This is a genomic window from Paenibacillus sp. FSL M7-0656, assembly GCF_038003225.1.
Lineage (GTDB): Bacteria > Bacillota > Bacilli > Paenibacillales > Paenibacillaceae > Paenibacillus > Paenibacillus amylolyticus.
Window position 1 is genome coordinate 5,132,599 of sequence record NZ_JBBOOT010000001.1, and the last position, 15,123, is coordinate 5,147,721.

The window sequence follows — 15,123 nt, forward strand, 5'->3', positions numbered from 1 at the left end:
TGCCGTATGCGATCAACCGGGCAATCCAAGCGGTGACATGGCGTAAGCCATTGATATTGTTGTCAGATGTTTGAAAAGGAGTGGAGCGTTGCTTCGGCATATGCTCTGCCGGATTGCTTTTACCGATGAAGAGAGGGGAACGATCCAGATGGCTTTTGAAAAAGAAACGTTGTTTTGGAACGAAAAATTCGGTAGTGACGATTATACCTTGACGCGGTTGCCTTACAGCAAAGCTCCAAACTCCCTGGTGCCCAATGTGAAAACCGTTGGCGGTTCGCTTTCGGAGGAAGCGGCGCAGCGGGTCCTTCAAATGAGCAAGGGTGCTCCGCTGGCTGCTTTTATGATTTTGCTCGCAGGTGTTCAGGCACTCTTGCATAAATATACAGGTTCTTCAGACATTCTGGTTGGCATGCCGGTTGTGCCAAAAAAGGGGGAGACGCGTCGATCCGTTAATCATACGGTCATTTTAAAAAACTCGCTTTCGGTGGGGGCAACTTTTAAGACGCTTCTGAGCGAACTGAGGACTTCCTTGCCGGAAGCCATTCAGCATCAACATATTCCGTTCTTGAAAATGACGGAGAAGCTGGATCTGCAATATGCAGAAGGGATACCCTTCGTCCATACGCTAGTATCCCTTAAGGAGTTGCATCTGGACGAAATTGGGCAAAACGTGGTCACGGACTGTTCCTTTGAATTCAGTTTAGCCGGCGGGACGATACAGCTAGCGCTGTCATATAACGAGCACTTATATGACTCCGAGTTCATGAATCGGGTCGTCGGCCATCTGAATCGCCTACTGTCCGTGGGGCTTCATGAGTTGGAGCTGGACATCGTACGAGCGGACATGCTGTCGGAGGACGAAAAATTTCAATTAATACAAAGCTTCAACGATACCGAGAAGGACTATCCTCGTGATCGGACGATTCATCAGCTTGTGGAGGAGCAAGCGAAGCGTGTGCCCGAGGCGACGGCGGTTGTCTTTGAGGGGCAGCGGCTTTCATACGCAGAGTTGAACGAACGGGCGAACCAGCTGGCGCGTACGCTACGATCGGTCGGTGTGCTGCCCAATCAGTTGGTAGGCTTGATGGTTAGGAGATCGCTGGAGACGGTCATTGGCATTTTGGCGGTTCTGAAAGCTGGCGGTGCCTACGTGCCGATCGACCCGGAGTACCCGGAAGAACGTATTCGCTACATTCTGGAGAACTCGAACGCGCAGCTGCTGCTGACTCAAAGAGAGCTGTTACAGCAAGTCCCGTTCGAAGGGACCGTATTGGCGCTAGATGACAAGCAGGCCTATAGCGACGATGGCTCGAACCTGGAGGCGGCCAGTGGTCCACATGATCTTGCTTATGTCATTTATACGTCAGGTACAACGGGCAAACCCAAAGGGGTCATGCTGGAGCATCGTGGTTTGGTCAGCTTGAAGTTGATGTTCGCAGACAGGCTGGGCATTACGGAGCATGACCGGATCGTTCAATTTGCGAGCTTGTCCTTCGACGCATCCTGCTGGGAAGTGTTCAAAGCACTCTATTTTGGCGCGGCTTTGTACATCCCGACGGCCGAGACAATTCTCGACACTCGTCTGTTCGAGAGTTATATGAACGAGCATGCGATTACGGCGGCGATTTTGCCTCCGACTTACAGCGCTCATTTGAACCCGGACCGTCTTCCCAGCTTAACAAAGCTTGTAACGGGAGGTTCGGCGGTATCGGCCGAATTCGTGCAGCAGTGGAAATCGAAGGTTCACTATTTCAATGCTTACGGCCCTACCGAAGCTTCGATTGTTACGACGCTTTGGGATGCGGATGAGCAGCAGCCGGAGCGCAGAGTCATTCCGATTGGGCGCCCGCTGTCTAATCATCAGATTTTTATTTTGGATGCCCACCTGCAACTTGTGCCTCCGGGAGTGGACGGCGAGCTGTGCGTTGCAGGCGTGGGGCTTGCGAGAGGTTACCTGAACCAGCCGGAGCTGACGGCAGAGAAATTTGTGGAACATCCGTTTGCGCTGGGTGAACGACTTTACCGGACAGGAGATCTCGCCCGCTGGCTGCCGGACGGTAATATGGAGTATTTGGGCCGGATCGACCATCAGGTGAAAATCCGTGGATTCCGAATCGAGGTCGGTGAGATTGAAGAGCAGCTTCTGAAGATCGACTCGGTGCAGGAGACGATTGTGATTGCGCGGGAAGGCAAAAGTGGGCAAGAACTGTGCGCTTACCTGGTCGCTAGTCTCCCTCTTACGCTCGGCGAGCTGAGAAGCGCGCTGGCGCAAAAATTGCCGAATTACATGATTCCGGCACATTTTGTTCAGCTTCCGCATATGCCGCTCACCCCGAACGACAAAATCGACCGCAAGGCTTTGCCTGCCTCGGAAGGAAACGCACTGACCGGCGGCGAGTACGTAGCTCCACGCAATGAAGCCGAGCGGACGCTTGCCGATGTGTGGCAGGCGGTATTGAACGCCGATCGCGTTGGGGTAACGGATCATTTCTTCGAGCTGGGCGGAGATTCGATCAAGTCCATTCAAGTATCTTCGCGGCTTCATCAAGCCGGGTACAAGCTGGAAATTCGGGATTTGTTCAAATATCCGACGATCTCACAGCTTAGCCTGCATGTGATACCGATCGGACGTACCATTGATCAAGGCGAAATTACGGGTGAAACGGCGCTGACGCCGATTCAGCATTGGTTTTTCGAGAGCTCCTTTGCGGACCCGCATCATTTCAACCAGTCGGTGATGCTGTACCGGAAGGAACGCTTCGACGAAGAGATGGTACGTCAGGTGCTGCAAAAGCTGGCCGAGCATCATGACGCCTTACGGATGGTGTTCCGCAAAACGGAACAAGGGTTTAGCGCACGGAACCGCGCGATTCAGGAAGACGAGATGTTCACGCTGGACGTGTTCGACTTCAAAGATGCGGAGAATCCCACGCAGACTGTGGAAGCGAAGGCAACGGACATTCAAGCGGGCATCGATCTGGAGAACGGGCCCCTCATGAAGGCGGGACTGTTCCAGTGCGCGGACGGTGATCATTTGCTGCTCGGGGTTCATCATGCTGTGGTAGATGGCGTGTCTTGGCGCATTTTAATGGAGGATTTCGCTCTAGGTTACGAGCAGACTGGCAAAAGCGAAGAAATTCGTTTCCCGGCGAAAACAGATGCGTACCGCACTTGGTCCGAGCAGTTGGCTGCTTACGCGCAAAGCCCGGAGATGGAGAAGGAACGGGCCTATTGGCAGGCCGTGGATCAAATGGAGGTTCCGGCCGTGCCGAAGGATATGGAGGCGGACGTTACGACGCAGCAGGACAGCGAATCGCTGTTTGTCCGTTTGGCTCCCGAAGAAACGGAGCTGCTACTGAAGCGGGTTCACCGTGCCTTCAACACCGAAATGAATGATATTTTGGTAACGGCGCTCGGCATAGCCTTACGCAAATGGACGGGGCACGAACGGGTGCGGATCAATCTCGAAGGACACGGACGTGAATCGATCGGAACGGATATCGATATCACGCGTACAGTCGGCTGGTTTACGACCAAGTTTCCGGTCGTCCTAGAGCCGGAAACTGACCGGGATTTGACCTATCAGATTAAACAGGTCAAGGAAAACTTGCGCCGCATTCCGAACAAGGGGCTTGGGTACGGCATATGCCGCTATCTTTCGAAATCGGAGGAAGGCTTGGTTTGGGGCGCAGAGCCGGAAATTAATTTTAACTACCTCGGCCAGTTCGACGATGATGTCAACCAGGGAGAGATCGATATATCTTCTTATTCCAGTGGCAGCCCGGCTAGCGACCGGCAGGCCCGCAGCTTTGTGCTGGATATCAACGGTATGGTGCTGGACGGTGCTTTATCGCTCGATCTCAGCTACAGCCGGAAGCAGTATCGGAAGGAAACGATGGAAGCCTTCGCTCAGCGGCTTGAGCAAAGTCTCCGAGAGCTCATTACCCACTGCGCAGGCAAAGAGAACACCGAATTGACGCCAAGCGACGTGCAATTTAAAGGCTTGACCATCACAGAATTGGAGCAAATCGCCCAGCGCTCGAGTCATCTCGGGGAAATCGAAAATATTTACTCGCTGACGCCGATGCAAAAGGGTATGTGGTTCCACAGCGCGCTTGACCGGCAAACGGCAACTTACTTTGAGCAGACACGGTTTACGATGCGGGGAGCGCTCGACGTCCAGCTTTTTGAGAGGAGCTGGATGGAGCTTGCAAAACGTCATCTGGTGCTGCGGGCGAATTTTGTGAATGGACCAGCGGGCGAGCCGCTGCAAATCATATACCGCGATAAGCCAGTCGGCTTTGAATATGAAGAGCTGCTTCATTTGCAGGTACATGAGAAACAAGCTTACTTGGATGAAAAGGCCGAGGAGGACAAGCTTCGTGGCTTCGACATGGAACATGATGCGCTCGTTCGGTTTACGATTCTGCGCACTGAAGAGCAAAGTTATCACGTTCTGTGGAGTTTCCAGCATATTTTAATGGACGGCTGGTGCCTGGCTCAACTGACGCAGGAGTTGTTTGAGATATACTCGACCCTGACCTCTGGGAAGCAGCCAGCGGGAGGTAAAGGATCGGATTATGGCGATTATATCGAATGGTTGGAGAAACAGGACGATCAGGCGGCATCCGGCTATTGGACAGCGTTCCTGGCAGGCTACGAAGGGCAAACCGTACTTCCGGGGCAAAAGGAACCAGCGCCGAGCGGCAGATTTATGGCTGATCACGTCACCGCCGAACTAGGCAAGGACTTGAGCAAACGGATGGACCGGGTGGCGAAACAGCACCTGGTTACAGTCAATACGCTGCTGCAAGCCGTTTGGGGCGTAATGCTGCAAAAATATAACGGAACAAACGATGCCGTATTCGGCAGTGTCGTTGCCGGAAGACCGGCGGAAATCCCGGGCATTGAGTCTATGATCGGGCTGTTCATCAATACGGTGCCGGTCCGCGTCAATAGCGAAGTGGACACCGTGTTCACCGACCTGATGGCGAAGCTCCAAGAGCGGGCGCTGGATTCCGGGCGTTATGATTACTATCCGCTGTATGAAATTCAAGCGCGTAGCGTGCAAAAGCAGAATCTGATCAACCATATCATCGCTTTCGAGAACTATCCGGTGGACGAGCAGATGGAGCAGGCGGGGGACCAGCAGCACGGCGGCCTGACAATTGCTGACGTTCAGATGGAGGAGCAGACGAACTATAACTTCAACGTGACTGTGATGCCGGGAACCGAGATCGAAATTCGATTCGACTTTAACGCCGAAGTGTTCGATAAAGACAGCATCGAGCGGCTCAAGGGGCATCTCGTGCATCTGCTGGAGCAGGTAACGGATAACCCGGAAATTACCGTGGGCGAGCTGGAACTTGTGACGGAGGCAGAAAAGGCCGACCTTCTCGGACGTTTTAACGACACCACGACGGAATTTCCGCGCGGGCAGACGCTCATTCAATTGTTCGAAGAGCAGGCGGAGTACATCCCGGATGCAGCCGCCATCTCCATGAATGAGCAAGAGATGACTTACCGGGAGCTGAACGAACGTGTAAACCGCCTTGCCCGTACCTTGCGTAGCCACGGGATATCCCAAGGACGTCTGGTCGCCATTATGGCTGAGCGTTCCATCGAAATGGTTATAGGTATACTGGCAGCACACAAAGCCGGAGCCGCTTACGTACCGATTGACCCGGAATATCCAGAGGAGCGTATCCGTTTCTTGATAGAGGATTCAGGAGCGCAGGTCATGCTGACACAAAGCCGCTTGCGCGAGCGACTGGCGGGTTTGGACTCGGTGATCTTACTGGATGACGAGTCTTTCTATCACGAGGACGGAACAAACCTAAATCAAGGGATTGAAGCGACAGATCTGGCCTGCGTGATCTATACGTCAGGCACGACGGGCAAGCCGAAAGGAAACCTTGTTTCGCACCGCAACATCGTGCGCGTTGTGCAAAATACAAATTATATCGACATCACCAATCGCGATCATGTCCTCCAGCTTTCGAGCTATTCGTTCGACGGAGCGATTTTCGATATTTTTGGTGCTTTGACCAACGGGGCGCGGCTGGTGCTGGTTCCCCGCGAGACGTTGCTGGAAATTGGTCTACTGGCGGATCTCATCCAGCGCCAGCGCATATCGGTCATGTTTATTACGACGGCTTTCTTCAACGTGCTTGTAGATGTGAATGTCAATTGTTTTCGGGATGTCCGGGCGATTTTGTTTGGAGGAGAGCGTGTCTCGGTTGGTCATGTACGTAAAGCACTCGCCCATCTTGGAGCGGGTAGGCTCAACCATGTGTACGGACCGACGGAAAGCACGATATTTACCACGTACCTTCCGGTCGACTTCGTTGATGAGTCGGCGCTTACCGTTCCTATCGGACGACCAATCAGCAATACGACGGTGTATATCGTCGACAGCCGGAATAAGCTGCTGCCGATCGGCGTGGTCGGGGAGCTATGTGTCGGCGGAGAAGGTTTGGTCCGGGGCTACAATAACCGGGCGGAACTGACGGCGGAGAAATTTGTGCACAATCCTTTTACGTCAGGAGAGCGCATGTACCGGACGGGGGATTTGGCGAAATGGCTACCGGACGGCACGATTGAATATGTGGGACGAACGGACGACCAAGTGAAAATCCGTGGCTTCCGCATAGAGCTGGGCGAGATCGAAGCTCAGCTTCAGAAAGTGGAGGGAATTCGGAAAACGACAGTATTTGCGCGGGAAAACGTGTCCGGCGAAAAGCAGCTTTGCGCCTATTATGAAGCGGACTGTGAGCTTCCGGCGGCCGAGCTGAAGAGCGTGCTGTCTCAGGAACTGCCGGCCTATATGATCCCGACGTACCTGATCCAGTTGGAGCGTCTCCCGCTGACGACGAATGGCAAGGTTGACCGCCGCTCCCTCCCGGCACCTGAGGAGAGCTTGCAGCCAGGCGAAGGACATACTCCGCCTCGGACTCCGCTCGAAGCCAACTTGGCTGAAATATGGAAAAGCGTGCTTGGATTGGAGCACATCGGGGTTCATGACAACTTCTTTGACTTGGGCGGCCATTCCCTGCGGGCAACGACACTGGTGAGCAAGGTGCATCAGGAGTTGAACGTCGAGTTGCCTCTGCGCGACGTATTCCGCTACTCAACGATCGAACAGATGGCTCTCGCCCTCTCCCGGATCGAAGAACATTCGTTCTCGTCGATTCCGCTGGTAGGCGCAAGAGCGTATTATCCACTTTCCTCAGCTCAGAAGCGGCTGTTTATCCTGAATCAGCTGGAAGGAGCCGAGCAGAGCTATAACATGCCGGGTGTGCTGCTACTCGAAGGATCAATTGACCATAGCCTGCTGGAGAAAGCTTTCCGCGGACTGATCCAACGTCATGAAACGTTGCGAACCGGATTTGAGGTCGTACAAGGCGAAGCGGTACAGCGTATTTACGAGAGCGTTGATTTTTCCGTCGTGTGTCGACATGCGAACGAGGAAGAAGCGTCTGCAGTCGTGCAGGCTTTTATCAGACCTTTCGACTTGGCGAAGCCACCGCTACTGCGTGCCGAGCTCGTAGAGCTGGCAGCCGATCGTTATTTACTGATGTTTGACATGCACCATATCATCTCCGACGGGGTTTCGATGGACGTGTTCGTTGAGGAACTCGTTCGTCTGTATGGCGGTGAGTCATTAGAGCCTTTGCACATTCAGTACAAGGACTATGCGGTATGGCAGCAATCGGACGAGCAAAAAGTGCAATTGAACCGCGAGGAAGCTTACTGGCTGGACCGTTACCGGGGCGAGCTGCCGGTTCTGGAAATGCCAACGGACTATCCGCGTCCTGCTGTACAGAGCTATGAGGGACATACGCTGACGTCCTTCGTGGACGAGGCAACGAACGAAGGCTTGAAACAGCTGGCCGCTCAAAGAGGAACGACGCTATATATGGTGTTGCTTGCCGCATATACCGTGCTTTTGCATAAATACACAGGTCAGGACGATTTGATCGTCGGAACGTCGATTGCGGGCAGAACGCACGGCGACACGCAGCCTTTGATCGGAATGTTCGTCAACACGCTGGCGATCCGCAATTATCCGGCTTCGGAGAAGACCTTCCTGTCGTATTTGGAAGAAGTGAAAGAAACGACTTTAGGCGCTTACGAGCATCAGAATTATCCGTTCGAAGAACTCGTCGATAAAGTGCAGGTTAGCCGGGATTTGAGCCGCAACCCGCTGTTTGACACGATGTTCTCCCTGCAAAACCTGGAGGAGTCAGAGTTTGAGTTGGAAGGGCTGAAATTGTCCCCGTACCCTAGCGAATATGGTATGGCCAAGTTCGACCTGAGTGTGGATGTTACGGAAGAAAATGGCGGACTGGAGTGCAACTTTGAATTCGCAACGGCTCTTTATAAAGAAAGCACGATCCGGCGGCTATCGATTCATTTTGGACATTTACTTGCGGCGATTGTAAGCCATCCGAATGCAAAGATCACTGAGCTGAACTTGTTGACGGCAGATGAAAAAGAGAAGATTCTCGGCGCGTTTCACCCGATGCAATCGGAAGTGGCTCCTGTGGCCGCGTTCCACCAACTGTTCGAGGAACAGGCGGAACGCACACCGGAAGCGGAAGCCGTTGTCTACGAGAACGTTCGGCTGACGTATGCGGAGCTGAACGTACGGGCGAACGGCTTAGCGGCCACGCTGCGCGCATGTGGAATCGGCCGGGAGGAGATTGTTGGCATTCTCGCCGAGCGCTCGGTGGACCTGCTGGTGGCCGTGCTGGCCGTCTGGAAAGCAGGAGGGGCATATGTACCGCTTGACCCGGATTATCCGGCGGACCGCGTGCGGTTTATGCTTGAAGACAGCGGAGCGAAGGTGCTGCTGACACAAACGCTGCTGAGAGAGCGTGCTGAAGCTTGGCTCAGCGAAGAGGAACTGGCACTTGCAAAGGTGTTGTACCTCGACGACGAAACGTCATACAGCGAAGACCGGGAGAATGCACCGCTTGGCTCCAGCATGGTTTCCGGTAAAGTCTCGGGCGAGCTGACGGGTGCTGTGAACAGCGATGATCCGAGTCATCTGAAGGTTGCTGGCTTGGACAGCTTCCATGAAGCTCGTCCTGAGGACCTAGCGTACGTGATCTACACGTCGGGGACAACAGGCAAGCCGAAGGGTGTAATGATTGAGCACCGCAGCTTGGTGAACACGGCAGCGGGCTACCGGCGGGAATACCGGTTGGATCAGTTCCCAGTCCGGCTACTGCAACTCGCCAGCTTCTCGTTTGACGTGTTCGTGGGTGATATCGCACGCACGTTGTATAACGGAGGCACCATGGTCATTGTACCGAAGGATGATCGGATTGATCCGTCTCGCCTGCACCACTGGATAGAGCGGGAGCAAGTGACGATCTTTGAATCAACACCAGCACTGATCGTACCGTTTATGGAATACGTGCACGAGCAAGAGCTGGAGTTGAGCGGGATGGAGCTGTTGATCACAAGCTCGGACAGTTGCAGTGTGGCGGATTACCGAACCTTACAGGAACGGTTCGGCTCGTCGTTCCGGATCATTAACGCTTACGGTGTGACGGAAGCGGCGATCGACTCCAGTTTCTATGACGAAGCGCTGACGAAGCTGCCGCATACAGGCCATGTGCCGATCGGCAAAGCGTGGTTGAATGCGAAGTTTTACATCGTGGATGCACATCTGAATCCCGTACCCGTCGGTGTGCTGGGCGAACTGGTCATCGGCGGCGTCGGCGTGGCGCGTGGGTACTTGAACCAACCGGAGCTGACGGAAGAGAAGTTCGTAGACAGTCCGTTCGCTGTGGGCGAGCGGTTGTACCGCACGGGAGATTTGGCGCGGTGGATGGAAGACGGCAACGTGGACTTCATCGGGCGGATCGATAACCAGGCAAAAATCCGGGGCTACCGGATCGAGACGGGTGAGATCGAGTCGCAGCTGTTGCGTGTGGAAGGTGTGCGCGAAGCGGTGGTGCTGGTTCGAAGTGACGCGAACGGGCAGAAGGCGCTATGCGCGTATTACACGCCGGATACCGGAGTTGAGCTGGTAGTGAACGATCTGCGCAGGGCGCTGGCACAGGAGTTGCCTGGGTACATGATCCCGTCGTACTTTGTGGAGCTGGAGCGTCTACCTCTGACACCGAACGGAAAGATAGACCGGAAGGTGCTGCCAGCGCCGGAAGGGGAAGCGGGAAGCGGAACGGAGTACGTCGCACCGCGCAATGAGCTGGAAACGAAGCTGGCGGCGATTTGGCAGGAGGTGCTGGGGCTTGCGAAGGAGATTGGTGTTCACGATAACTTCTTCGACATCGGTGGCCACTCCCTGCGCGCGACAACGTTGGTCAGCAAGATTCATAAAGAGTTGAACGTGGATCTACCACTGCGCGACGTGTTCCGCCATTCCACGATCGAGAGCATGGCTACCGCCATTTCTCGGCTGGATCAGCAGATATTTGTTTCCATTCCGGTGACGGATGGCCGAGAGGTGTACCCGCAATCTTTTGCTCAAAAACGTCTCTTTATTCTGAATCAGCTGGAAGTTGCGGAGCTTAGCTACAACATGCCGGAAGCGATGATGCTGGAGGGTGCTTTGGACCGGGCAAGGTTCGAAGAAACGTTCCGTAAGCTCGTGGCGCGGCATGAAATGTTGCGCACCGGGTTTGAAATGGTGGATGGAGAAGCATCACAGCGGGTTTACCAGGACGTGAATTTTGCGGTGGAGTTCTATCAAGCGGATGAGCAAGAGGTCGAAGCGGTGGTTCACGGTTTCGTCCGTCCGTTTGACTTGACTAAGCCACCGCTGTTGAGGGTAGGCCTTGTTGAGCTGGCTCCGGAACGCCATATTCTGATGTACGACATGCATCATATTATTTCTGACGGCGTTTCAATGGAAATCTTTGTTGAAGAATTCGTGCGTTTGTATGGTGGAGAGCAATTGGAGCCGCTGCGCATTCAGTACAAAGACTACACCGTTTGGCAGCATTCGCAGGAGCAGCAGGAACGGCTTCAGCATCAGGGGGCGTATTGGCTGGACATGTTCCAGGGCGAGCTTCCGGTGCTGGAAATGCCGACCGACTATCCACGTCCGGCTGTACAGAGCTACGAAGGTCAAACGCTGGAGTTTTCCTTCGACGCTTCAAAAACCGGCGGCCTGAAACAGCTGGCTTCGGAAACGGGCACGACGCTGTTTATGGTGTTGCTTGCCGCGTATAACGTGCTTTTGCATAAATATTCAGGTCAGGAAGACGTAATCGTTGGTACGCCGATTGCCGGAAGGAATCATGGAGATGTGCAGCCGTTGATCGGGATTTTCCTAAACACGCTGGCGATTCGCAGTTATCCGTCTTCGGAGAAAACATTCCTGTCATATCTGAACGAAGTCAAAGAAACAACTCTGCGTGCCTTGGAGCATCAAAACTATCCGTTCGAACAATTGGTGGACAAGGTGCAAGTCACCCGTGACTTAAGCCGTAATCCGCTGTTCGACACGATGTTTACGATGCAAAATACGGAGAACGAGCAATTTGAGCTGGAAGGGCTTCGCCTGATTCCTTATCCGAGCGTACTTGATACTGCGAAGTTTGATATCAGCTTGGATGTGGGCGAGGAGAACGGCGGCTTGGATTACAGCTTTGAATATGCGACAGCTCTTTACAAAAGGGAGACGATTGAACGGCTGGCAAAACATTACGAGCAGTTGCTCCTGACAATTGTAAACCGTCCAGATGCGAAGATTGCCGAGCTGAACTTGCTGACAGCAGAGGAAAAAGAACAAGTTCTCAATGCGTTTAATCCAGCGCAGCTAGAAGCGGCTCCTGCGGCTACGTTCCACCGTCTGTTTGAGAAACAGGCAGAGTGTACGCCGGAAGCGGAGGCCGTTGTGTATGAAAATAACCGCCTAACGTATGTGGAGCTGAACGAGCGAGCTAACCGCTTAGCGGTCACGCTACGTGCAAATGGCATCGGCTGGGAGTCAATCGTTGGCATTCTCGCCGAGCGTTCGGTGGACTTGCTGGTGGCCGTGCTGGCCGTCTGGAAAGCCGGCGGGGCGTATGTACCCCTCGACCCGGATTATCCGGCGGACCGCGTGCGGTTTATGCTCGAAGACAGCGGGGCGAAGGTACTGCTGACACAAACGCCGCTACGAGAACGTGCCGAGGCCTGGCTCCGCGAAGAGGAGCTGGCGCTGATGTCGGTGCTGTACCTCGACGACGAAGTGTCGTACAGCGAAGATCGGGCAAATGCTCCGACGTGCTTTGATCAAGGCTCCAACATGGCTTCCAGCCGGGTCTCTGGCAAACTAACGGGGGCTGTGAACGGTGCGGATCGGAACCATCTGGATGTTGTGGATGATATTGATGTTGATGTTGTTGGCATGGACAGCTTCCATGAAGCCCGCCCAGAGGATCTGGCGTACGTGATCTACACATCGGGAACGACGGGCAAGCCGAAAGGTGTGATGATCGAGCACCGCAGCCTGGTGAACACGGCGGCGGGTTACCAGCGGGAATACCGATTAGATCAGTTCCCGGTGCGGTTGTTGCAGCTCGCCAGCTTCTCGTTTGACGTGTTCGTGGGCGACATTGCCCGGACGCTGTACAACGGAGGCACGATGGTGATTGTGCCGAAGGACGACCGGATCGATCCTTCTCGTCTGCACTACTGGATAGTGCGGGAGCGAGTGACGATCTTCGAATCAACACCGGCGCTGATCGTGCCGTTTATGGAATACGTACATGAACAGGGGTTGGAGTTCAGCGGGATGGAGCTGTTGATTACAAGCTCGGACAGCTGCAGTGTGGCGGATTACCGAACCTTGCAGGAACGATTCGGCTCGTCGTTCCGCATCATTAACGCTTACGGTGTGACGGAAGCGGCGATCGACTCCAGTTTCTATGACGAAGCGCTGACGAAGCTGCCGCATACAGGCCATGTGCCGATCGGCAAAGCGTGGTTGAATGCGAAGTTTTACATCGTGGATGCACATCTGAATCCCGTACCCGTCGGTGTGCTGGGCGAACTGGTCATCGGCGGCGTCGGCGTGGCGCGTGGGTACTTGAACCAACCGGAGCTGACGGAAGAGAAGTTCGTAGACAGTCCGTTCGCTGTGGGCGAGCGGTTGTACCGCACGGGAGATTTGGCGCGGTGGATGGAAGACGGCAACGTGGACTTCATCGGGCGGATTGATAACCAGGCAAAAATCCGGGGCTACCGGATCGAGACGGGTGAGATCGAGTCGCAGCTGTTGCGTGTGGAAGGTGTGCGCGAAGCGGTGGTGCTGGTTGGAAGTGATGCGAATGGGCAGAAGGTGCTGTGTGCGTATTACACGCCGGATACTGGAGCGAAGCTGGCAGTGAACGATCTGCGCAGTGCCCTGGCACAGGAGCTGCCGGGTTACATGATCCCGTCGTACTTCGTGGAGCTGGAGCGTCTGCCTCTGACACCGAACGGGAAAATAGACCGGAGGGCGCTGCCAGCGCCGGAAGGGGAAGCGGGAAGTGGAACGGAGTATGTCGCACCGCGCAATGAGCTGGAAATGAAGCTGGCGGTGATTTGGCAGGAGGTACTGGGGCTTGCGAAGCAGATTGGCGTTCACGACAACTTCTTCGACATCGGCGGTCACTCCCTGCGGGCGACGTCACTGGCAGGCAAGGTATTTAAGGAACTAAACGTCAACCTCCCGCTGCGCGACGTATTCCGCCACTCGACGATTGCGGCGATGGCCGAGGCGATCGCCCGGATGGAACGGCGGGAGCATGAGGCCATTCCTCAAGCGGAGCAGAGAGAGTATTACCCTCTGTCCTCCGCGCAGAAACGGCTGTTCATTCAGCACACACTGGATGGAGCAGATCAGCTTTACAACATGCCGGAACTGGTGCAGGTGGAAGGTGAGTTTGATTTAGACCGGTTGGAAGCCGCCTTGCGGAAATTGATAACACGGCATGAATCGCTGCGCACCGGTTTTGAAATGATGAAGGGCGAAGTGGTTCAGCGGATATACCCACAGGTCGATTTTGCTATCGAGCACCATCAAGCGGATACAGAGGATTCAGATCAAATTGAGCAGATCGTCCGCAACTTCGTTCGTCCGTTTGATCTCGGCCAACCGCCGCTGTTGCGCGCCGGGGTCATCGAGCTGGAGCCGCACCTGCGTATTCTCCTTTTCGATATGCACCATATCGTGTCCGACGGTGTATCGATGGCGATTGTGATGGAGGAGTTCTCGAGTTTCTACGCCGGAGAACAGCTGTCACCCCTGCGCATTCATTACAAGGATTATGCCGTTTGGCAGCAGTCGAAGGCCCACCGAGAGCGAATCGGGCGGCAGGAAGCGTACTGGCTGCAAACCTTCGAAGGCGAGCTGCCCACGGCGGACCTGCCGATGGACTACGAACGGTCTGCCGTTCGTAGCTACGAAGGCGCGCATGTGGAGTTCGACGTCGAAGCTTCTCTCTCTGCGCAGTTACGCGAATTGGCTGCCGAGTGTGAAAGCACACTGTTCATGGTGCTGCTTGCGGCCTATACTGTGTTGCTGTCCAAGTACAGCGGTCAGGAGGACTTGATCGTGGGCACCCCGGTGGCTGGAAGAACTAACGCCGATTTGGAGCGGGTCATCGGCATGTTTGTTAATACGCTGGCGCTCCGCAATCGTCCGTCTGGCGACAAAACGTTCTTGTCCTACCTGGAAGAAGTGAAGGAAACGGCTTTGGGTGCTTTTGAGAACCAGGATTATCCATTCGAGGATCTCGTGGAACGTTTGAATGTGAAACGGGAGCCGGGCCGCTTCCCGTTGTTCGATGCCGTTTTCGACTTGCAAAATATTGAAGAACGAGACGCCGAACTGGAAGGGGTCAGCCTGAAGAATTACGAGCTTGACCCATTGGAAGAAGCGAAGTTTGATCTGACGCTGTTTATGTATGAAAACGAAGGGGCGTTGAGCGGGGGCTTCTTCTACGCCACCAAGCTGTTCAAAGAAACGATGATCCGCACCTTGACTGAGGATTACCTGCGGGTACTGTCTCAAATTGCGGAAAATCCACAACTCGAGCTAAGCCGAATTGAATGTCATAAACCGGCGGCAGGCGCAAAGAGTGCTGTTGATACGATCGAATTCGCATTCTAATGTTA

Annotated in this window: 1 protein-coding gene; it reads left to right on the forward strand. The window is 54.5% G+C overall.

Features of this window, described 5'->3' with window-relative positions:
* Positions 1 to 100: 100 nt before the first annotated feature.
* Positions 101 to 15,118, forward strand: a complete 15,018-nt coding sequence (locus MHI01_RS22690) for an amino acid adenylation domain-containing protein (RefSeq protein WP_340984893.1) — start codon at positions 101 to 103, stop codon at positions 15,116 to 15,118.
* Positions 15,119 to 15,123 lie beyond the last annotated feature (5 nt).